Here is a 19,657-nt window from a genome sequence, read left to right on the forward strand (position 1 = left end):
CAATCGCGCCTTGCCGTCGAGTCTGCCACCGTGCAGTTCGACCTTCTTCGACTCGATCCGAACCTGCAGGAGTACCGCATGAACCTACTTGAATGGAACGACGTCGCCCTGGCGAAATACCTCACTACCAATCCGAACCTCAAGACCGAGATTCAGGACCTGAGTGCCGAAGAGCAGAAGCAGCAGACCCAATGGGCGTTCGAGGATGAAGCCGAAGACCTCGGCATCGAACCCTGGGAATTGGCGCTGCAACTGGTGGCCGAATCCCCTGAGCAACTCAAGTCCATGCGCCTGGAAGCCCATCACCAGGTGGCCGAGGCGCTCGGCATGGATTGGGAGCAATATCGCGAGCTCAATGACATCGAGGAATGAAACCCGTGAACCAGTCGTCTCAAGCCGGTGCCGCTGTTTACTCGCCCCTGACCTTGAAGCTCTATGACGGCTGGGTATTGGGAATTTCCAATCGGTTTGCCTGGCAGTGCCCAACCAGAAAAGTGCTGCAGCCTTTTTTCAATCGTCACGTTGGCGCACGCCATCTGGACGTTGGTGTTGGCACAGGTTATTACCTGACCAACGCCAATTTGCCAGCCAGCACCCAGGTAACCTTGCTTGACCTGAACCCCAGCAGTCTTGAAGCCGCACGTCGAAGGCTCGGTCGTCCTGACACCCGAGTCGTGCAGCACGATGTATTCCAGCCGCTGAGTGATGAACAGGTCGCGGTCTGCGATTCGATATCGCTGTTTTACCTGCTGCATTGCCTGCCCGGCACCATGGCCGACAAGGCCGTGGTTTTTGGCAACCTCAAATCCCGTCTGGCCGACAACGGCGTGCTGTTTGGGGCAACGATCCTGGGCGAAGAAGCCAACCATAATGGCTTTGGCGGCAAACTGATGGCGGTCTACAACAAGAAGGGTATTTTCGGAAACCGCAACGACACGGTTGCCGGGCTACGTAGCGCGCTGGCCCAACACTTTGCCGACGTGAGTGTTGAAGTGGTAGGCAAAGTGGCGTTGTTCAGCGCCCGTTCGGTCCTTTAATAATCAGCACTCACAGCGCTGCGCGGTTTCTTGGGGCAATTGCGAACTGACTCAGTAGTCAGCGCTTTACCTCACCGTTGTGGGTGAGTAACTTCTGCTGACTTCAATAAAAAAGGAATCGCGACATGAGTGATTTGATCTCGTACCACCTGGAAGACGGCATCGCCACGCTGACCTTGAGCAACGGCAAGGTCAACGCCATTTCTCCCGACGTGGTCGCGGCATTCAACGCTGCGCTGGATCAAGCCGAGCAAGATCGCGCCGTGGTGATCATCACCGGCCAGCCGGGAATTCTTTCCGGCGGCTACGACCTCAAAGTCATGACGTCCAGCGCCGAAGCGGCCATCAGCCTGGTCAAGCAAGGTTCGACCCTGGCGCGGCGCATGCTTTCGCATCCCTTCCCTATCGTTATTGCCTGCCCGGGACACGCGGTCGCCAAAGGAGCGTTCCTGTTGCTGTCGGCCGATTACCGGATTGGCGTCGAAGGGCCGTTCAGTATCGGTCTGAACGAAGTCCAGATCGGCATGACCATGCACCATGCCGGCATCGAGCTGGCTCGGGATCGCCTGCGTAAATCAGCCTTCCATCGCTCGGTCATCAATGGCGAGATGTTCGATCCCAAAGGCGCGCTGGAAGCAGGTTTTCTCGACAAACTGGTCAGCGTCGATGAGTTGCAGGACGCCGCCCGTACTGCCGCGCTGCAACTGAAAAAAATCAATATGAACGCGCACAAAAACACCAAACTCAAAGTGCGCAAGGCGCTGCTGGACACTCTGGACGCGGCCATCGTCGCCGATCAGCAGCATTCACTGTAAGCCGGATCCAGGACATGAAGCCCGCTACAGCGGGCTTTTCCCGGTCGGCGAACTCGCACCGAATTGCCTGATCTGATGCAGTAGAGCGCCCCGTTGCGCATATGACAGCACACCATAAAGAAGCGAAACCAACATGGGCCGAGTCGTCGCTGCCGCGGTTTACAGTGCAGGCAAAAAAGTCACCAATATCACCCTCGACGAAGGTGCTGCCTGGGCGGCCAAGCCGGGCCACTTTGTCTGGATCGGGTTGGAGCAGCCTGATGCCAGCGAACTGGCCACCCTGAAAAAACAGTTCAATCTGCATGAGCTGGCCATCGAAGATGCCATGGAGGTTCACAGCCGCCCCAAGCTGGAAACCTTCGGTGACGCGCTGTTTATCGTGACTTACGCGCCTGTTCGCGAGAACGGCAAGCTCGAATTCATAGAAACCCATATCTTCGCCGGCAAGGGCTACATCATCACCTCACGCAACGGCCACTCCAAGTCTTACGGGCTGGTGCGCCAACGCTGCGAAGCAAGGCCATTGCTGCTCGAACATGGCGAGGACTTCGTGCTGTATGCACTGCTGGATTTCGTCACCGAGAACTATCAGCCGGTTACCGAAGCGATTCACTGCGAACTCGAAGATCTTGAACACAATGTGTTGACCGGTTCTTTGAACGAATCTGACATCCAGCGCATCCACAGTCTGCGCCGCGATTTGCTGCGTTTGCGGCGTTATGTCTCGCCCATGGTGGAAGTTGGCGAAGAGCTGCAGCGGCTGGATTTTCCGTTCATCGACAAGAACATGCGGCCGTACTTTCGCGATGTGGAAATCCACGTCAAACGCCAGATGGAAGACCTGGGTAATCTGCGCGATATCGCCAGTCAGACCATCGAGATCGGCTTGCTGCTGGAGTCGTCGCGGCAAAGCATCGTGCAGCGCAAGTTCGCCGCCTGGGCCGCGATCCTGGCCTTTCCCACGGCCATCGCCGGGATCTACGGCATGAACTTCGAGAACATGCCCGAGCTGACCTGGCATTACGGCTATTTCACCGTGCTGGGCGTCATTGTCGGCGGCTGTACCGCGCTGTTCGCCAGCTTCAAGCGGTCGGGGTGGCTTTGAGGCAGCGGCAAGCGTCAAGCCTCAAGCCTCAAGCCTCAAGCCTCAAGCTGCAAGCGAAAACCCGATCTGCTTGTCGCTTATAGCTTGCCGCTAAACCGCTGCTTTATCTGCTTTGTGCGCCACAAACCTCATCATCCACTCGGCCACCGTCGTGCCGTTGTGCTCGTAATCCAGGCTGGCAATGCCCTGCTGATAAATATGCTCGCCCAGGCATTGCTGGCGAATGTCCAGCAAGGTGCGGGAATAATCGTGGATGAATTCTGGATGGCCCTGGAAACACAGCACCTGATCGTTGATGTGATACGCGGCAAACGGGCAGAACTCACTTGACGCGATGACCGTGGCGTTGGCCGGCAGCGCGGTGACCTGATCCTGATGGCTGATCAGCAAGGTCAGCTTGTCCATGGCCGGACTCATCCATGGCGTCGCAGGCGCCAGCGTGTAGTTATGAATGCCCACTCCCCAACCTTGCGTCGCCCGCTCGCTTTTGCCGCCAAGCAGCAAGGCCAGCAATTGATGCCCGAAACAGATCCCCAGCAATTTGTCGCCGCGCTCATAACGTTCGAGCAGGTAGGTCCTGAGGGTTTCGATCCACGGATCGGTGCCAAACGAGTCAGCTTTGCTGCCCGTCACCAGATAAGCGTCGAAGCGCTCGCCTTCGGGCGGATAAATGCCCTGCATCACGTTGTAGACAGTGAACTCGGCGGCAATCGGTTGCTGTGCAAAAAGCAGTTCGAACATCCGCCCGTAACCCTGATATTGATCGACCAATTCTGGGCGAAGGACGTCGGTTTCCAGAATGCAGATGCGTAACGGCATAAGAAAAGGTACCTGAAGCGGTAATGGCGATAATGCACCGACAAAGCCTGCCTTGAACGAGCACCGCAAGGCAAGGGGCGATTTGCCCTCCGGTGCGTTTTAGCTGAACCTTTGCTGTACTGATTCGCAGTCGTGCCGCCTGTCGCAGCCTTTAGAACAGCTCGCCCTTGACTGCCATTTCGAGCAACAGTGCTGGCGGTTCGAAGCGCTCACCATATCGCCCGGCCAGATACCGCGCCCGGGCAACAAATTCCTTGATCCCGTACTGATTGATAAACTGCAACGCGCCGCCGGTCCAGCCCGCGAAACCGATGCCGAAGATTGACCCGATATTGGCGTCAGCCACCGACAGCAGCACGCCCTCCTCCAGGCAGCGCACGGTTTCGATGGCCTGAACGAACAGCAAGCGATCACGCACGTCTTGGCCGGAAATCTGCACGTGCGCTTGCTCGAAACGACTTTTCAGTTCCGGCCACAACTGCTTGGACGCGCCTTCGGGATAATCGTAGAACCCGGCACCGGCCGCTTTGCCGACCCGCTTGTATTCATTGACCAGCAGGTCGACGACAGCGAAGGCCGGATGCTGCGGAACGGATTTGCCTTCAGCGGTCAGATCCTTGAGCGCTTGCTGACGGATGTGGCTCATCAGGCTCAAGGACACCTCATCGGAGACTGCCAGCGGCCCAACCGGCATTCCGGCCTTGCGCGCCTCGTTCTCGATCATCGCCGCCGAAATGCCCTCGCCCAGCATGGCAATGCCTTCATGGGTAAAGGTCGCGAATACCCGTGAGGTGAAAAAACCACGACCGTCGGCCACCACAATGGGGATTTTTTTGATTTGCAGTACGAAATCAAAAGCACGGGCCAGCGTTGCAGCGCTGGTACGCTCGCCCTTGATGATTTCCACCAGCTGCATCTTGTCCACCGGGCTGAAGAAATGCAGCCCGATAAAACGCTCAGGCCGCGAAATCGCCTGGGCCAGACCGGTAATCGGCAGCGTTGAAGTGTTAGACGCAATCACCGCATTCTGCAGCGCGAACTGCTCTGCGGCGGCGCAGACTCTGGCTTTGAGTTCCCGGTCTTCGAACACCGCTTCGATGATCAGGTCGCAGCCCTCCAGATCAGAATCGCGGCCGGTTGGATGAATACGCGCCAGGATCGCTTCACGCTTCTGCGCGTCCATTCGTCCAGCTGCAACTTGCTTGTCCAGCAGCTTGGCGGAATGCTCCTTGCCCTTTTGCGCTGCGGCGAAATTCACGTCTTTCATCACCACTGCAATGCCCGCACTGGCACAGACATAAGCGATCCCCGCACCCATCATGCCCGCGCCGAGAACCCCGACTTTGCGGGTGGTGAACGCTGGAGGGCCTTTGGGGCGCGAGCTGCCGGCATTGATTGCGTTGAGCTGAAACCAGAAGGTACCGATCATGTTCTTGGCGATCTGGTCGGTGACCAGCTCGGTGAAATAACGCGTCTCGATTGCCAGTGCGGTGTCGAAATTCACCTGTGCGCCCTCCACTGCCGCGCAGAGAATCTTCTCCGGAGCCGGGTAGCAACCCTGGGTTTTGTTGCGCAGGATCGAGGGTGCGATGGCCAGCATTTGCGCAACGTTCGGCTGGGCCGGTGTACCGCCGGGAAGCTGATAGCCCGGCATATCCCAAGGCTGCCGAGGGGCAGGATTGGCAATAATCCATTGCCTGGCCATGGCCAGCATTTCATCGCTGTTGGCGGCAAGCTGATCGATCAAACCGGCCTGGATGGCTTGCTGCACCCCAAGCTTTTTGCCTTCAAGCAGATACGGCAGCGCCTTTTCCAGCCCCAGCGTGCGCACCATGCGCACCACGCCACCAGCACCTGGCAACAAGCCCAGGGTCACTTCCGGCAGGCCGATTCTAACGTTGCCAGCATTCAGCGCGATACGGTGATGGCAAGCGAGACAAATTTCCCAGCCGCCGCCCAACGCTGCGCCGTTGATTGCCGCAACCACGGGTTTGCCCAGCGTTTCCAGGCTGCGCAATTGCGCCTTCAATTCGGTGACCATCGCCTGGAACCACTGCGCGCGGTCCTTGCCGACCAGGATCAATTCATTCAAGTCACCACCGGCAAAGAAGGTCGGCTTGGCCGAGGTGATAATCACGCCGGCAATCGACGTGTGTTCGTCCTGCAAACGGGCAACGGTGGCAGCCATGGCATCGCGATAGACCGCGTTCATGGTATTGGCACTTTGTCCCGGCATGTCGATGGTCAGGATAACAATCTGGTCCTGGCCTTTTTCATAGCGAATGGCATCGGTCATAACAGGTGATCTCAACGAATCCACAAGAAGGAAAGCATCAACGGCTCAGTAACACTCGATGATGGTCGCAATGCCCATGCCGCCACCGACACACAACGTCGCCAGGCCATAGCGCAGCTGCCGCGCCTCCAGCTCGTCGAGCAAGGTGCCAAGTATCATGCAGCCGGTCGCGCCGAGCGGATGCCCCATGGCAATGGAGCCGCCGTTGACATTGACCTTGTCGGGGTCAACGGCCATGTCCTTGATGAACTTGAGCACCACCGAAGCGAAGGCTTCATTGACTTCGAACAGGTCGATGTCATCGACCTTCAGACCGGCCTTGGCCAGTGCCTTGCGCGTTGCCGGGGCTGGCCCGGTGAGCATGATCGTCGGATCGGTGCTGGTGACCGCCGTCGCCACGATCCGCCCTCGCGGCTGCAGCCCCAACGTCTTGCCCTTGGCCGCCGACCCGATAAGCATGGCGGCCGCGCCGTCGACGATGCCGGAACTGTTGCCAGGGGTGTGCACGTGGTTGATGCGTTCTACATGGCTGTAGACCCGCAGAGCGGTGGCATCGAAGCCCATCCGGCCGATCATTTCAAAGCTGGGCTTGAGATTGCCCAGACCTTCCAGCGTCGAGTCGGCGCGAATGAATTCATCGTGATCCAGCAACAAGGTGCCGTTCTGGTCCCGCACCGGCACCAACGACCTGGCGAACGCCCCCGCCTGCCGTGCTCGGGCGGCTTTCTGCTGGGAATGCAGCGCGTAGGCGTCCACATCCTGGCGGGTGAAACCTTCCAGCGTGGCGATCAGGTCCGCGCCAATGCCCTGAGGCGTGAAGTGACACTGCAGGTTGGTCTGCGGGTCCAGCACCCAGGCACCGCCGTCGCTGCCCATGGGCACCCGCGACATGGATTCCACGCCGCCGACCACGACCAGCTCCTCAAAGCCGGAACGAATCTTCATCGCGCCAAGATTCACCGCTTCCAGACCCGACGCGCAAAATCGATTGATCTGCATCCCGGCCACGCTCACATCCCAGTCAGCGACCAGCGCAGCGGTCTTGGCAATATCCGCACCCTGCTCTCCCACGGGCGTGACGCAGCCGAGCACGATGTCATCCACCTGAGCGGTATCCAGATGATTACGCAGTTGCAACGCCTGCAGCAGCCCGGCGATCAGGTTCACGGGCTTGACACTGTATAGCGCTCCATCAGGTTTGCCCTTGCCGCGCGGGGTGCGTACCGCATCGTAAATCAGCGCTTCAGTCATGGTGTCCTCGGAGCCTTTATTATTGTTGGAATAAATACTGTGCTGACACCTTAGCTTCACTCCAGCGGTATTCAATGATCCAAACCACTGAACCGTTTTGCGCAGATGTAGGAAGAATCCGAGCCAGACGAACGGTAGCGCTGCAAACGAAGCGTCTCAATAAGTCTGAAGGTGTCTAGCCGGGTAGCGTCCGCTGGATTTACGAAGTGTATAGACGTTTTCAAGATGATATTTATAGATGGTTATACGTAATAGTTCTAAATGTCGCAGCACCTGGACTCTAAGGTTAAGTCTGTAGCAATGGGCGCCAGAACAATCAAGACCAGCGCCTCGGTTGACGGCAAGCTTGCCGCACCAGTTGCTCAACACAATCACCTTTGCCAGCTGCCCGAACATTCACTAACGAATTCGGTGAGCTTTTGTAGCTCTGGAATAACAAAAAAGGCAGACAGCCATGTTCAAGCATTCAAAATTCCGTCAGGCCGGACTTATCGTCTTCGCCACTACACTGCTATTGATCCTGCCGAATATGACCCGTCTATTCGGTTGATGGTCGCGCATCGCATCGGACGCCCAGCCTGTTAGTGCGTTTTCGAACCGAGCATAACAGTGCCTACCTCTCTATTCGAATGAATGGAGGTTGGTGTTTGCGCAAAGGATTGATGGTGGCGTTGCTGGTGATGAGTGCGGCTTTTGTGGGAGTGAAATAACCCTGGAACATCGGCCGACTTCAAACCTCGTCTCAACGATGGTCAATGACCATCGTTGAAGTAGGTGGCTTTACTGGTGCTGCGCCTGCATCATGATTTTCGGCGCGTCGACCATCGGCGACACCAGGACTTTGGCGTGCATCTGCTCGCTGCCGCCACCCCGGCGCATGCCGCGCACCGGGCATGCATCCAGGTAATCCAGTCCCACCGCCAGTTTCAGGTGGCGTTCCGGGATGGCCAGTTCATTGGTCACGTCAAAACTGTACCAGGCGTCATCGATCCACGCCTCGGCCCAGGCATGGCTGGCCAGGTGCTCGCTGTCTTCGCTGTACAGATAACCCGATGCATAACGCGCCGGAATCCCCAGGCTGCGCGCGCAGGCCAGAAAGGCGTGCGTGTGATCCTGACAGACACCGGTGCGGCCGGCGAACGACTGGACGGCGCTGGTATCGACCTCGGTTGAACCCGGCGTGTAAGTAATGTGCTGGTTCAGCGCGTGCATCAAATCAATCAAGCCATTGCGGTCCCTGCGCTTGCGGCATTGCTTGGCAGCGAAGGCGCGAATGGCTTCATCGGGTTCGGTCAGGCGCGTGAAGCGCAAAAACGGCAGCGGCGACTGGCTTTCATGCTCGGCTTCGCGCTTCTCGTCGATTTCCACCTGGCCACGGGCCCCGATGATGATCGCTTCATGGGGCTCGTCCATGGTCAGCACGTGCAGGATATTGCCGAACGGATCAACTTGCGCACGCACCGGCCGTGGCAGAGTGAGCTGCCAGCTAAGGACCTGTTGGCGCTCGCTGTCGTGTGGCGTCAGACGCAAATACTGAATACTGGCGCGGACCTGATCCTCGTAGTGATAGGTGGTCTCGTGGCTAACTGAGAGTCTCATGCAGCCTCCAGATAAGAAGTGTGGATGGCGTTACCCAATTGGGCTACCAAAGGAATGAATTCGTTCAACCACTCGTGCAGGCCTTCTTCCAGGATTTCGTCGATCCCGGTATAGCGCAGGCGTGCGTCTAGTTCCGCCGCCAGACGCTGGGCGGGACGCCCGTTGGCCCCCGGCAGGCTGGCAAGGATCAGGTCGAGCTCTTCCAGACAGGCGCTCAGCGAACGCGGGATGTCCGGGCGCAGCAACAGCAATTCGGCGACTTGCCGCGCGCCGGGTGCATCGCGGTACAGCTCGGTGTAAGCCTCGAACGACGACAGCGCACGCAATAACGCGCTCCACTGGTAATAACCATGAGCAGAGCTGTCGGACACCTGATGGGTATCGCGGCCACGCAGTTCGAGCATTTCGTAGCGCGCATCCAGCAGGCGCAAGGTGTTGTCGGCGCGTTCGATGAAGGTGCCCAGACGAATGAAGCGAAACGCATCGTGACGCATGATGGTGCCGTAAGTGGCGCCGCGAAACAGGTGCGAGCGTTCCTTGACCCACTCGCAGAAACGGCTCATGCCATAGCGGCTCAGGCCTTGTTCAGCGATACCGCGAATTTCCAGCCAGGTGGCGTTGATGTTTTCCCACATGTCGGCGGTAATTCGCCCACGAACCGCATGGGCGCTGGCCCGCGCGGCGCCCAGACAGCTGTAGATGCTGGCCGGATTGCTCGCATCCAGAGCAAAAAAATGCAGCAGGCGTTCGGCATGCAATTCGCCATGGCGCTCAAGATAATGGTCCAGCGTGCCGGTAATCAGCAGGGGCATGGCCAGTTCATCCAGCCCGTCTCCACGCCCGTCCTGAGGCATCAATGACAATGAGTAGCTGACGTCGAGCATCCGCGCGAGATTCTCCGCTCGCTCCAGGTAACGCGACATCCAATATAAATCCGAGGCAGTTCTACTTAGCATTGGCAGGCATCCTTAATCCTCAACCACCCAGGTGTCTTTGGTTCCGCCACCTTGCGACGAGTTCACCACGAGCGAGCCTTCACGCAGCGCGACGCGGGTCAGCCCGCCCGGGACAACGCGGGTTTCGCGGCCGGACAGGACAAATGGGCGCAGGTCGATGTGTCGCGGGGCAATCCCGTTCTCGACAAACGTCGGGCAGGTCGACAGGCACAGCGTGGGCTGGGCGATGTAAGCGTGGGGCTTGGCTTTGATTCTGGCCCGGAACGATTCGATTTCCGCAGCGGTCGATGCAGGTCCGACCAACATGCCATAGCCACCGGAACCCTGGGTTTCCTTGACCACCAGATCGCCAAGATTGGCCAGCACGTGGGACAGCTCTTCAGGTTTTCGGCACTGGAAAGTCGGCACGTTCTTGAGGATTGGCTCTTCATCCAGATAGAAACGAATCATGTCGGTCACATACGGATAGACCGACTTGTCATCCGCCACACCGGTGCCGATGGCGTTGGCCAGCACGACATTGCCCGAGCGATAGGCCGACAGCAGGCCTGGCACGCCGAGCATCGAATCCGGATTGAACGCCAGCGGATCAAGGAACGCGTCGTCCAGGCGACGGTAGATCACGTCGACAGCCTTGGGACCATCGGTGGTGCGCATGAACACACGATCATCGCGCACGAACAGGTCAGCACCTTCGACCAGCTCCACACCCATCTCCCGCGCCAGAAAGGCGTGTTCGAAAAAGGCGCTGTTGAAGCGGCCGGGGGTCAACACCACGACACTTGGATTATCGATGGGGCTGGAGCTTTTCAGGGTATCGAGCAGCAGGTTTGGATAATGATCGATGGGCGCAATGCGCTGCGCGGCGAACAGTTCCGGGAACAGACGCATCATCATCTTGCGGTCTTCGAGCATATAGCTCACCCCGCTCGGGGTCCGCAAATTGTCTTCCAGCACGTAATACGTGCCGTCGCCGTCACGCACCAGATCGACACCGGAGATATGCGAATAAAGATCGCGGTGCAGATTCAGCCCTTGCATCGCAATCTGATATTGCTCGTTGGCCAATACCTGCTCGGCGGGAATAATCCCGGCCTTGATGATGCGCTGCTCGTGGTAAAGGTCAGCGAGAAACATGTTCAACGCTTTAACGCGCTGAATGCAGCCCCGTTCAACCACCCGCCATTCGCTGGCAGGGATGCTGCGCGGAATCGTATCAAAAGGGATCAGGCGCTCTGTGCCCTGCTCGTCACCGTACAGCGTGAACGTAATCCCGGCGCGATGAAACAATAGATCGGCTTCACGCCGACGCTGAGCCAGTAACTCAGGCGGCGTTTCACCCAACCAGCGGGCAAATTCCCGGTAATGCGGGCGGACCAGGCCACCAGCATCGTACATCTCATCATAAAAGGTGCGGATCATGCCGTACTCCTTGTCACCACGGACACCAAGGGCCTTCGCAAGGCCCGTGCCATCGGCATAAACGCTTAAATATCAACTGGTTAAATAACGACTTAAGGATGACCGCACCATTCCTGTGCAATATCCTTCCTAACCAATTCTCCTACGCCTCATTCGGAAGCGTCCTTCAACTGCGAAAGCTATCACCAGCATAGCCAGAGTTGATTTCACGAGTCGATATTGTTTCCCGATAATCCCCTGCATCCGGGCAATCACTCATTTGGATGCCCTGTTTCAAGTCGTTGTCGAAAAACACCGCAGCGTCTGCAACAACCGAATTTTCCGAACTTCCCTTTGAGCCACTCTCTTGAGTGGCTTTTTTTTGCCTGCCCTATGGTCAGCGGCGCGGCGCATATTGGTTAACAGTCTTAGAGTCCTCAAACCAAAACCGGCCGATTCCGAGGGATGCCTCCGAATCGACCGGTCGTTCAACGCATCAATGACATCTCATGCGCTGGGAGCCTCTGATCTCCTGTGTGACGCCCCAACCCTCGACTTCACCGTCGAGCGCTTCGATTGCCGTCTGAAAGTCTTGCTCGAAATCACCGATACCGTCGTAAGTCGCATACATGACTTTGCTCAACTGCAAATGCCACGCGCCGTCATCTCTGACGTTGATCTGGGTATTCAGGGATTCGCCACGAAATCGTCCCGCAGCCTGCCGTGCCCGCTCCTCATCCGGGAAAATGGCATAAAACTCGATGGGGTGAATGCGCGCGAAGTCAAAACCGCCCTCTTTCATGCGGCGCAGTACGTTACTGCTGATGTCCTCTTGATAGGCTGTGCTCATGAAACGTCCTCCTATGCAACGATAGATAGAGTTTCAACGCTCCCGGAACGACGCTCCGATCGGAGGCCGTCACACGGCAGATACTCTGCCGGGCGGGAATCAAGCATGTAGCTGACAAGGCCACGCCTGCTGGGCAGGCGAGGCATCGACATGACGAGGCTGGAGAAACGCTTCACCGGCCTCAATTGCAGAGTAACCCCATCGTTGGCGTTATGCCAATTCAGGGCGAGGGATTTTTTCAGGTGGTCAGGATGCTTCGGTGATGGAGATGATCTCCACAGCATTCTGGTCTTTCAACGATTTCACGGTGGGCTCGGCCGTGCGACCTTCCAGGTCATTCAGGTCAAGCTCATCGGCTACAGGGAACAAAATCGGCCGCAGCCGACGAGCTACCTCTTCCTCGGTGGGACGCTGCTCGGCATCAAGATCCAGGCTTTGTTGCACACCATCTTTATCCAGATACGAAATGGTCCACTGTTTCATCGATGTCTCCTCAGCAGCCGAAAACGCGGCTTACGTGATCTTGACCTTTTTGGGCCGAAGTTCGTTCAAATCAGTTCGCGGGAGGCATCGAACAATCATGCGTCGCCCCGCAGATCTGCCCACGCTTATAGCGCAAAAAGCCTCCAGAAGGAGGCTTTTGTTCGGCGCGTGCAGCGATCAGTTCTTGTTCTTGCTCGCTTCTACCCCGGCGGTGTTATCCAGAAGGCTCTTGGTTGCGGTCTGCAGGAAGCTGTCGAGTTTGTTACGCAGTTCCTGGGTATCCGGCGCATCCGGGATCACTTCGGCATGGGGTGTGCGGCCCAAGGTGTACGACAAGACTTTCGGCTCCATTTCCTTGGGTTCGATCAGGATCCTGTCGCCGGTCACCAGCGCGACGGTCTGCTCGCTGCCCGAAGGCTTGATCACGCCAAAACCCTTGTCGCCTTCCGGCAGGTTCAGCAAGTCGCGACCCCAGCACTGGTTGCGGCTTTCGCCGCCCAGGCGGCCCATGATGGTCGGCACGATGTCGATCTGGGTGCCGACAATGCTGCTGCGCTGGCCAAATTTCTGTTGCACGCCTGGACCGATCATCAGCATCGGCACGTTGAAGCGGCCCAGGTCCATTTCGGTGATTTGCTGGTTGTTGCCGAAACCGTGGTCGCCGACCACGATGAACAGCGTTTCCTTGTAGTACGGTTCTTTTTTGGCCTTCTCGAAGAACTGCCCGAGCGCCCAGTCGGAGTAACGCATGGCGGTCATGTGTTCGTTCAGAGAGCCCTGGTCCGTCACGCGATCTACCGGCAGGTTGGCTGGCAACGCGTACGGCGTGTGGTTGGACAAGGTCTGCAGCAAGGCATAGAACGGCTTGCCGTTTTCGCCACGGGTCTTCAGTTCCTGAGCGCCGCGATCAAACATGTCCTGGTCGGAAACGCCCCAGGTGGGATCGGAGAACACCGGATTGACGAAGTCGTTGCGACCGATGAAATTGGTCATGCCCTGGTTGCTGAAGAAGCCGGACTGGTTGTCCCAGGCGAAGTCGCCGTTGTAGACGTACACGTCATCGTAACCACGGGCGCTGAGCAATTGCGGCAGGCCGGACAACTTATGACTGCCTTCCGGCGTCTGCATCAGGTACTCGAAACCCGGCAGGTTCGGGAAGCACGCCATGGTGGCAAACATGCCCTGGTGGGTGTGGGTGCCGTTGGAGAAGAACCGGTCGAACAGCAGACCTTCCTTGGACAGCTTGTCGAAGTACGGCGTGATATTCGCCTCATCGCCCAGCGCACCCACCGAGTGACCGGCGAAGCTTTCCATCAGGATCACGACGACGTTCTTGATCGGCAGGGTATTTTCCGCTGGCGGCATGGAGTCGCGACGCACTGCCGCGATCTCTGGATCGACCAGTTTGTCATGGGCCGTGAGCAACATGTCGCGCACGGTCTGCTGCGCCTGTGGCTGCGGCAGAGTCGCCTTCCAGATGTTGTCACGATCTTCTGACATGCGGCTTTTCGCGGCAGCAATCAGGGTCAGCGTGCCGTTCAGGCCCAGGGTATTGGCGAAATTCGATTCGGTGGTGTAAGCATCGCCCCAACGCAACGGCGGGCCCTGGCGCAAGGTGCCACGAGCCGCGACAACCGCGATCAGCAGGCAAACCACGAAAACACCGATACGGGCATACCACGGGGCAATCGAGCGTTGGCTGGAAGTGCCGCCAGCCACGGAGCGTCGCGGCCGGGTTGCGCGATCCACACCTTTGAACACCAGGCTCAACAACCAGGTGACGAAAGCCCAGGCCAACAGGTAGCGAACCACCGGGAAGCCGTACCACAACATACTCAGAACGGTCTTCGGATCTTCCTTGACGTACTGGAACACCAGGCCGTTCAGGCGCTGGTGAAATTCACGATAGAAGTCCATCTCCATCAGGCCGAAGAACAGCGTCAGGCTCGCGACCAGCGTCAGCCAGAAACGAAAGAACCCGCGCATCGCCATGATCCGCGCACTGAACAGCGCCAGAATCAGGGGGATAAGCAGGTAAACCGTCAGCCGCAGGTCAAAGCGCATGCCGTTGAGCATCGCTTCAACGAATGCCGATGCAGGCGTATCGCCGATCATTTCGCGGTTGTAGACCAGCAGTGCAATACGCAGCAGCGTATACAGCACCATCAGCACCAGCCCGCTTAACAGCGTGTACGCCAGATGCGATTTGACGGTAGGTTGCATCGAGCGCGACGAGGCGGGCTGATGACTCAGGGCGTCCGTTGTGGCCATGTCGTTCTAGGATCCGTTGGATTCAAAAAAGGGGTTCAAAAGTCTGTGCGCCAGGCGACGTTTTCACATCGAGCAAACCGCGGGGGGCAAATCTTACGTGATCATTCACGGATAAACACCGATGGCTGTTCGATGTTTCATCTTGAACGGTACGAAATCGACGGCGTCATTGCTCTGCAATCAGCGTTAGCAGCCAGTGAAGCGTTATTAAGCGCGGCAGATTTTCAGTGACATAACGTGAAAATTTCGTCGTTCGCGGCGCCAGGATTCAGCTGAAAGACTGGCTGTAAAGGCTCACGCCGTACTCGATTGCCTGGAAAACATCTGGCGCGTCACTGGCGAATTCGGCGTTATCGCGCAACGATGCCTGAGCCGCCGCGATCAGCTTTTGCAGGCGTTGCCGGGGTTTGGCGACATCACAGACCTGCGCCAGCGCAAGAATTCCCAACCGTGAGGCGAACAGGCTTTTCGATCCGTCGAGGCTCAGCGCCAGCGAATCCTCTTTTATGTAAGCAGTTGTGTTGACGATGTCGTAGGCCGGTGCCAAGGCTGCATCACTGCCCAAAGGATCGCGATATAACACGCCGAAATTCTTCAGATGCGCGTCGCCGTTACCCACAATGCAGCTCAGCGCAACGATGTCGAAGAACTGATCCAGCGATGACCGGATGTATTCAGGTGCGCAAAACAGGCGAATGGCTCGAGCAACTTTTTCATAGCTCGAAGCGTATTTCTGCTCGGTGCCCAACCCCATCAGCACGGCCATGTCTTCGAAACCAATAACGCGCTGGTCGGCCTCACGATCAAAGCGACGCATGACGAACAACTGCCGATTTTCGGAGAGGTAAAACTCTGGCACCGGCATTCCTGCTCGGCGAGCGGCGTCCATACAGAGGTACTCATTGATCGCAAGGCCGGGGAAATCGCTGCGTCCGGATTTGATAATCAATTCTGGCATCAGCATGGTGGCTTTGAACTCGGCGCTCAGCGCTTCCGGGACAATGACCTTGGGCTGCACCCCGGAAATCCCCGTGCGCAGGATGTAGCTGTCTACCAGCTCGGCAAACAGATCATGGGCGCCGTCCCAGCTGAGAATCTGCGCCAGACTTCGCGCTTCGGGCTGCCCACTGTTCGCCAGCAGCTGGTCGATAGCGGATGATTGAACACCGACGCGGCCTACGGGCGAGCTATTGCCGGTCAGGGCCATCAACAGCATCGGATTGATCGGCGTGGTTTTCGCCAGCCGGTTGCGCAATTGCTCCAGGACGTAGCCTTCGGGGAGGTTCATCTGGAATATCGGGTGCAGAGCGTGGGCGTTATAAGCAATGTCGCGCACTGGCATGGTCAGGCTGATTTGCATGCGCGGGTCGGCATCAATGCCATATCGGAACAGGTAGTCCGCAGTATCTTGCGAAGACAGTTCGCCACTTTCACCCTCTGGCGTGACGATGCGCACCCGATCCAGAGCCTTCATCGAAAGACCTCTTGCAGCTCTTCAAACACAGGACGGCGTGCAGGAATAACCTGCAGTTCGGCACCCAGAGCAGCGAGGACTTTGGCGTAGAGGTTGATTGAAACCGTGGGGCTGCCCTTTTCGATTTCGGCGAGCTTTTGTCGGGTAACGCCGGAGCGTGCAGCCAGTTCAACCAGCGTCAGGCCGCGTGCCTTGCGCATGCTTGCGATCTGCTGGGCCAGCCGGTCGACAACAAGAACAGTGTCCATGGTTATGCCTGCATAACATTTCATTAAAAATGGAATGTATACGTAACATGGCCACCTCACAACAGAATGTTACGTACACATAACTTTTCCGATGAAATGTTATGTATACGTAACTTTTTACACTATTCAGTCGTTGCTAGGCTTGTTGACTGCCTGCAGTACGTATTGCGGCAGGGCGAATGCGCCGATGTGGACTTCCGGGTTGTAATAACGGGTTACGATGCCGCTGCCGGCGAAACGCTGACGCAAGGTTTCCAGCGGCAGTTTGCGATAGGCCGTGTTGGTCGCGCCCCAGGCGAAGGTCATGGCGCCACCGATGTAGGTGGGAATCGCCGCCTGATAGAAATGCCAGTCCGCGAACAATCCACGCATCCGCCCGGCGGTGGTTTGTACACCGCTCAACTGCATGAAAGGCGTGCCGTTCTGGGTTACGAGAATGCCGCCCTCGTTCAGACAGCGGTGGCAGGCCTGATAGAAGTTTTCCGAGAACAGCACTTCGCCCGGACCAATCGGGTCCGTGGAGTCGGAAATAATCACGTCAAATTTTTCTTCGGTGGTGGCGACAAAGCGCATGCCGTCATCGATCACCAGGTTCAGGCGCGGATCTTCGAACGCACCCTTGGAGTGGTTCGGCAGAAACTCCTTGCACATCTCGACCACAGTACCGTCGATTTCAACCATGGTGATGTGCTCGACACCGCGGTGCTTGGCCACTTCACGCAGCATGCCGCCGTCGCCACCGCCGATGATCAACACCCGGCGCGCTGCGCCATGGGCCAGGATCGGCACGTGAGTCAGCATCTCGTGGTAGATGAATTCGTCAGCTTCAGTGGTCTGAATCACGCCATCCAGAGCCATCACGCGTCCCATGCGCGGATTCTGGAAGATCACCAGGTGCTGATGCTCGGTGCGCACTTCGTGAAGCAGTTTTTCCATGCGAAAACGCTGGCCATAACCTTCGTACAACGTTTCTTGATAATCGCTCATGGGTAAGTCCCTGATAAATGCGGATGGCAGGACGGCAGGCCGCCCATAAGAATGGCGCGCATTCTACGTCGAGGAACATGACAGGTCGAACCTCCATTGCCCCACGCCGATATCATCAGGCCAATCAGGCTGAAATCTACACAAAAAAAACGCCTGACTGCCAAAGGACAATCAAGCGTTATTGAGGCATAGCCCGATCAGCGTTATCGATCAGATCCGCACATTGCCGCGCGGACCGGCGATAGCCCAGATGATCAGACCCAAGACCGGCAGCAGAGCAATCAGCAATACCCAAAGGATCTTCATCCCGGTTTCGGCACCACTTTTCAGAACGTTGATGATGGCCCAGATATCGAGGGCAAGAATGATCAGCCCTACCAAACCATTGAAGGTGGAACCCATGGTGTCGCTCCTGATTGTCCCGAATGAATATATGCCTGCTTAGGATAGTCGCAGTCTTGAAGGGTTCCGTTGAACCAACGGCATATTTTTGCGCTCCGACTTGATAAGACGGGCGTAACGGCGCAAATTTTTTATTAACTCCGCAAAGGTCAGGCACTCATGCAAACTCCCGCACAACCGCGAACGTTGTGGGCGACATGGTTCGCTCAGGCACAATCAACGCCCCTGCTCAGTCTCAGTTTTCTGGTGGTGTTACTGGTGGTGCTCGGGCTGCTGATCGCCAGTGGCTATAACGCCATCTACGGCGCCAATCAGGACAACCTGCATTACGCCTTGCTCGGCGGCACCGCCGGTTTCGGCGCGACCGCATTGGGCGCGGTGATGGCCGTGGCCATGCGCGACATTAAACAGCGCAGCCAGGACATTATGCTTGGCTTCGCGGCGGGGATGATGCTCGCGGCGAGTTCGTTTTCCCTGATCCTTCCCGGCCTGGCGGCTGCAAGGGAAGTTACCGGAAGCGGGCCGTTTGCCGCGGCAACCGTGGTGCTGGGGCTCGGCCTGGGCGTGCTGTTGATGCTCGGCCTGGACAAATTCACCCCCCACGAACACGAAAGCGTCGGTCGTCAGGGGCCGCACTCCGAACGGATCAATCGGGTCTGGTTATTCGTCCTGGCAATCACCCTGCACAACCTTCCGGAAGGCATGGCCATCGGTGTCGGTTTTGCCAATGGCGACATGAATGTCGGTCTGCCGCTGGCCACCGCAATCTCGATTCAGGACATTCCTGAAGGCCTGGCGATTGCCCTGGCCTTGCGCGTCACCGGGCTTTCAGCATTCAAGGCGATGCTGGTGGCGATCGGTTCGGGCCTGATGGAGCCGATCGGGTCGCTGATCGGCCTGGGGATTTCCAGCGGCTTCGCCATCGCTTATCCGGTCAGCCTGGGGCTGGCAGCGGGCGCCATGTTGTTCGTGGTATCCCATGAGGTCATTCCGGAAACCCACCGCAACGGCCATCAAACGCCAGCAACCCTGGGTTTGATGGGCGGTTTCGCGGTGATGATGTTTCTCGATACCGCGCTGGGTTGATCAGCTCGATGCCTTCAGCGCTTGCAGTGCGGGCGCTGCGTGGATGCCGACCGCAGCGCACAGTTCAAGAACGCGCGCCTGATCATTGCCGTAGACCAGCACGGTTTGCAGCTCGTCATCCAAAGGCTGGCTGAGGTTCATCAGCACGTAACCACCCATTTCCTTGTTCATGGCGCCCAGCTGAATCTGAATACGGTTGAGCGCAGTCAGTGGCTCGACCTTGGCCAATTGCCTGGGTTTGATATTGAACGTGACGTCGGGTCCGAACGACTCGACGATTTGCGCGAACAGATCCATGTAGGTATCGGCCTGGAACAGCACGGTCTCCGGCAAGCTGCCCACCACGACCCACTCGCCCAACTTGATCGGGAAAGTCTCGTCGTAGTTGATGTCCGGATTAGCCGCCAGGAAAGCCTGAGGATCGGCGTACGCCTGAGCCGCTTCGTCGGCGATGCGCTCGATATCCTGCTCGCCCATGCAACCCGAACTGATTTTGCCGATTAATTCGATAAGTTGATTCTTCATGGAGCGATCCTGATCACAAGCAAAAATAAAGGCGCGAAGGATAACGACAAAT

Annotated in this window: 19 protein-coding genes; 5 read left to right on the forward strand and 14 right to left on the reverse strand. The window is 57.6% G+C overall.

The window, feature by feature from the left end:
• The first annotated feature begins 78 nt into the window (after nucleotides 1–78).
• From ACP7E4_RS09090 to ACP7E4_RS09105, 4 genes are all read left to right on the forward strand, one after another.
• A complete protein-coding gene (locus tag ACP7E4_RS09090) occupies nucleotides 79–372 on the forward strand; it encodes a DUF6388 family protein (RefSeq protein ID WP_426113439.1) in 294 nt (97 codons plus the stop codon).
• Nucleotides 373–377: 5 nt separating this feature from the next.
• On the forward strand, nucleotides 378–1,037 hold the full coding sequence (locus ACP7E4_RS09095) for a class I SAM-dependent methyltransferase (protein WP_426224887.1): 660 nt from the start codon (nucleotides 378–380) through the stop codon (nucleotides 1,035–1,037).
• Nucleotides 1,038–1,162: 125 nt separating this feature from the next.
• Complete coding sequence (locus tag ACP7E4_RS09100) at nucleotides 1,163–1,852, forward strand: crotonase/enoyl-CoA hydratase family protein (RefSeq protein ID WP_426113435.1); 690 nt, start codon at nucleotides 1,163–1,165, stop codon at nucleotides 1,850–1,852.
• A gap of 133 nt (nucleotides 1,853–1,985) precedes the next feature.
• Nucleotides 1,986–2,957, forward strand: coding sequence for a magnesium and cobalt transport protein CorA (locus ACP7E4_RS09105; protein ID WP_426113433.1), 972 nt, complete (start codon nucleotides 1,986–1,988; stop codon nucleotides 2,955–2,957).
• A gap of 90 nt (nucleotides 2,958–3,047) precedes the next feature.
• Here ACP7E4_RS09105 and ACP7E4_RS09110 read toward each other — a convergent pair whose 3' ends face one another.
• The 13 genes from ACP7E4_RS09110 to ACP7E4_RS09170 form a co-directional block, all read right to left on the reverse strand.
• Complete coding sequence (locus tag ACP7E4_RS09110) at nucleotides 3,048–3,776, reverse strand: amidotransferase (RefSeq protein WP_426113431.1); 729 nt, start codon at nucleotides 3,774–3,776, stop codon at nucleotides 3,048–3,050.
• A gap of 151 nt (nucleotides 3,777–3,927) precedes the next feature.
• Nucleotides 3,928–6,072, reverse strand: coding sequence for a 3-hydroxyacyl-CoA dehydrogenase NAD-binding domain-containing protein (locus ACP7E4_RS09115; RefSeq protein WP_426113428.1), 2,145 nt, complete (start codon nucleotides 6,070–6,072; stop codon nucleotides 3,928–3,930).
• 45 nt (nucleotides 6,073–6,117) lie between these two features.
• A complete protein-coding gene (locus tag ACP7E4_RS09120; protein ID WP_426113426.1) occupies nucleotides 6,118–7,323 on the reverse strand; it encodes an acetyl-CoA C-acetyltransferase in 1,206 nt (401 codons plus the stop codon).
• A 780-nt stretch (nucleotides 7,324–8,103) separates the two neighbouring features.
• Nucleotides 8,104–8,922 (reverse strand): transglutaminase family protein, encoded by an 819-nt coding sequence (locus ACP7E4_RS09125; RefSeq protein WP_426113424.1) that lies wholly within the window; start codon nucleotides 8,920–8,922, stop codon nucleotides 8,104–8,106.
• Nucleotides 8,919–9,878 (reverse strand): alpha-E domain-containing protein, encoded by a 960-nt coding sequence (locus ACP7E4_RS09130; RefSeq protein ID WP_020291501.1) that lies wholly within the window; start codon nucleotides 9,876–9,878, stop codon nucleotides 8,919–8,921. Before ACP7E4_RS09130 ends, ACP7E4_RS09125 begins: the two co-directional genes overlap by 4 nt.
• A 12-nt stretch (nucleotides 9,879–9,890) precedes the next feature.
• Nucleotides 9,891–11,300 carry a circularly permuted type 2 ATP-grasp protein gene (locus ACP7E4_RS09135; protein ID WP_020291500.1) on the reverse strand — a complete coding sequence of 470 codons (1,410 nt, stop codon included), beginning with the start codon at nucleotides 11,298–11,300 and terminating at the stop codon, nucleotides 9,891–9,893.
• Between the two features lie 475 nt (nucleotides 11,301–11,775).
• The gene (locus ACP7E4_RS09140) at nucleotides 11,776–12,129 is read right to left on the reverse strand and encodes a ribonuclease E inhibitor RraB (RefSeq protein WP_426113422.1); all 354 of its coding nucleotides are present in this window, start codon (nucleotides 12,127–12,129) and stop codon (nucleotides 11,776–11,778) included.
• 246 nt (nucleotides 12,130–12,375) lie between these two features.
• A complete protein-coding gene (locus ACP7E4_RS09145) occupies nucleotides 12,376–12,612 on the reverse strand; it encodes a hypothetical protein (protein ID WP_426113420.1) in 237 nt (78 codons plus the stop codon).
• A 177-nt stretch (nucleotides 12,613–12,789) separates the two neighbouring features.
• On the reverse strand, nucleotides 12,790–14,883 hold the full coding sequence (locus ACP7E4_RS09150) for an LTA synthase family protein (RefSeq protein WP_426113418.1): 2,094 nt from the start codon (nucleotides 14,881–14,883) through the stop codon (nucleotides 12,790–12,792).
• A gap of 268 nt (nucleotides 14,884–15,151) precedes the next feature.
• The gene (locus ACP7E4_RS09155; protein WP_426113416.1) at nucleotides 15,152–16,357 is read right to left on the reverse strand and encodes a type II toxin-antitoxin system HipA family toxin; all 1,206 of its coding nucleotides are present in this window, start codon (nucleotides 16,355–16,357) and stop codon (nucleotides 15,152–15,154) included.
• Nucleotides 16,354–16,605 carry a helix-turn-helix domain-containing protein gene (locus ACP7E4_RS09160; RefSeq protein ID WP_426113414.1) on the reverse strand — a complete coding sequence of 84 codons (252 nt, stop codon included), beginning with the start codon at nucleotides 16,603–16,605 and terminating at the stop codon, nucleotides 16,354–16,356. Before ACP7E4_RS09160 ends, ACP7E4_RS09155 begins: the two co-directional genes overlap by 4 nt.
• A gap of 126 nt (nucleotides 16,606–16,731) precedes the next feature.
• Nucleotides 16,732–17,592, reverse strand: a complete 861-nt coding sequence (speE, locus tag ACP7E4_RS09165; protein WP_426113412.1) for a polyamine aminopropyltransferase — start codon at nucleotides 17,590–17,592, stop codon at nucleotides 16,732–16,734.
• Between the two features lie 210 nt (nucleotides 17,593–17,802).
• Nucleotides 17,803–17,994, reverse strand: a complete 192-nt coding sequence (locus tag ACP7E4_RS09170; RefSeq protein ID WP_020291491.1) for a PLDc N-terminal domain-containing protein — start codon at nucleotides 17,992–17,994, stop codon at nucleotides 17,803–17,805.
• Nucleotides 17,995–18,153: 159 nt separating this feature from the next.
• Here ACP7E4_RS09170 and ACP7E4_RS09175 point away from each other — a divergent pair, with 159 nt between their 5' ends.
• The gene (locus ACP7E4_RS09175; RefSeq protein ID WP_426113410.1) at nucleotides 18,154–19,080 is read left to right on the forward strand and encodes a ZIP family metal transporter; all 927 of its coding nucleotides are present in this window, start codon (nucleotides 18,154–18,156) and stop codon (nucleotides 19,078–19,080) included.
• On the opposite strand, the gene ACP7E4_RS09180 is transcribed toward ACP7E4_RS09175, so the two are convergent.
• Complete coding sequence (locus tag ACP7E4_RS09180; RefSeq protein WP_426113408.1) at nucleotides 19,081–19,605, reverse strand: hypothetical protein; 525 nt, start codon at nucleotides 19,603–19,605, stop codon at nucleotides 19,081–19,083.
• Between the last annotated feature and the right edge of the window lie 52 nt (nucleotides 19,606–19,657).

The sequence above is a fragment of the Pseudomonas sp. DSP3-2-3 genome, from assembly GCF_049898225.1.
Lineage (GTDB): Bacteria > Pseudomonadota > Gammaproteobacteria > Pseudomonadales > Pseudomonadaceae > Aquipseudomonas.

Excerpts from the sequence above, each read along its gene's own strand:
- ACP7E4_RS09180 (WP_426113408.1), bottom strand. The coding sequence starts at position 19,605 with ATGAAGAATCAACTTATCGAATTAATCGGCAAAATCAGTTCGGGTTGC.
- ACP7E4_RS09140 (WP_426113422.1), bottom strand. The coding sequence starts at position 12,129 with ATGAGCACAGCCTATCAAGAGGACATCAGCAGTAACGTACTGCGCCGC.
- ACP7E4_RS09105 (WP_426113433.1), top strand. The coding sequence starts at position 1,986 with ATGGGCCGAGTCGTCGCTGCCGCGGTTTACAGTGCAGGCAAAAAAGTC.
- ACP7E4_RS09110 (WP_426113431.1), bottom strand. The coding sequence starts at position 3,776 with ATGCCGTTACGCATCTGCATTCTGGAAACCGACGTCCTTCGCCCAGAA.
- ACP7E4_RS09175 (WP_426113410.1), top strand. The coding sequence starts at position 18,154 with ATGCAAACTCCCGCACAACCGCGAACGTTGTGGGCGACATGGTTCGCT.
- ACP7E4_RS09145 (WP_426113420.1), bottom strand. The coding sequence starts at position 12,612 with ATGAAACAGTGGACCATTTCGTATCTGGATAAAGATGGTGTGCAACAA.
- ACP7E4_RS09135 (WP_020291500.1), bottom strand. The coding sequence starts at position 11,300 with ATGATCCGCACCTTTTATGATGAGATGTACGATGCTGGTGGCCTGGTC.
- ACP7E4_RS09155 (WP_426113416.1), bottom strand. The coding sequence starts at position 16,357 with ATGAAGGCTCTGGATCGGGTGCGCATCGTCACGCCAGAGGGTGAAAGT.
- ACP7E4_RS09150 (WP_426113418.1), bottom strand. The coding sequence starts at position 14,883 with ATGGCCACAACGGACGCCCTGAGTCATCAGCCCGCCTCGTCGCGCTCG.
- ACP7E4_RS09100 (WP_426113435.1), top strand. The coding sequence starts at position 1,163 with ATGAGTGATTTGATCTCGTACCACCTGGAAGACGGCATCGCCACGCTG.
- ACP7E4_RS09120 (WP_426113426.1), bottom strand. The coding sequence starts at position 7,323 with ATGACTGAAGCGCTGATTTACGATGCGGTACGCACCCCGCGCGGCAAG.
- ACP7E4_RS09090 (WP_426113439.1), top strand. The coding sequence starts at position 79 with ATGAACCTACTTGAATGGAACGACGTCGCCCTGGCGAAATACCTCACT.
- speE (WP_426113412.1), bottom strand. The coding sequence starts at position 17,592 with ATGAGCGATTATCAAGAAACGTTGTACGAAGGTTATGGCCAGCGTTTT.
- ACP7E4_RS09130 (WP_020291501.1), bottom strand. The coding sequence starts at position 9,878 with ATGCTAAGTAGAACTGCCTCGGATTTATATTGGATGTCGCGTTACCTG.
- ACP7E4_RS09115 (WP_426113428.1), bottom strand. The coding sequence starts at position 6,072 with ATGACCGATGCCATTCGCTATGAAAAAGGCCAGGACCAGATTGTTATC.
- ACP7E4_RS09160 (WP_426113414.1), bottom strand. The coding sequence starts at position 16,605 with ATGGACACTGTTCTTGTTGTCGACCGGCTGGCCCAGCAGATCGCAAGC.
- ACP7E4_RS09170 (WP_020291491.1), bottom strand. The coding sequence starts at position 17,994 with ATGGGTTCCACCTTCAATGGTTTGGTAGGGCTGATCATTCTTGCCCTC.
- ACP7E4_RS09125 (WP_426113424.1), bottom strand. The coding sequence starts at position 8,922 with ATGAGACTCTCAGTTAGCCACGAGACCACCTATCACTACGAGGATCAG.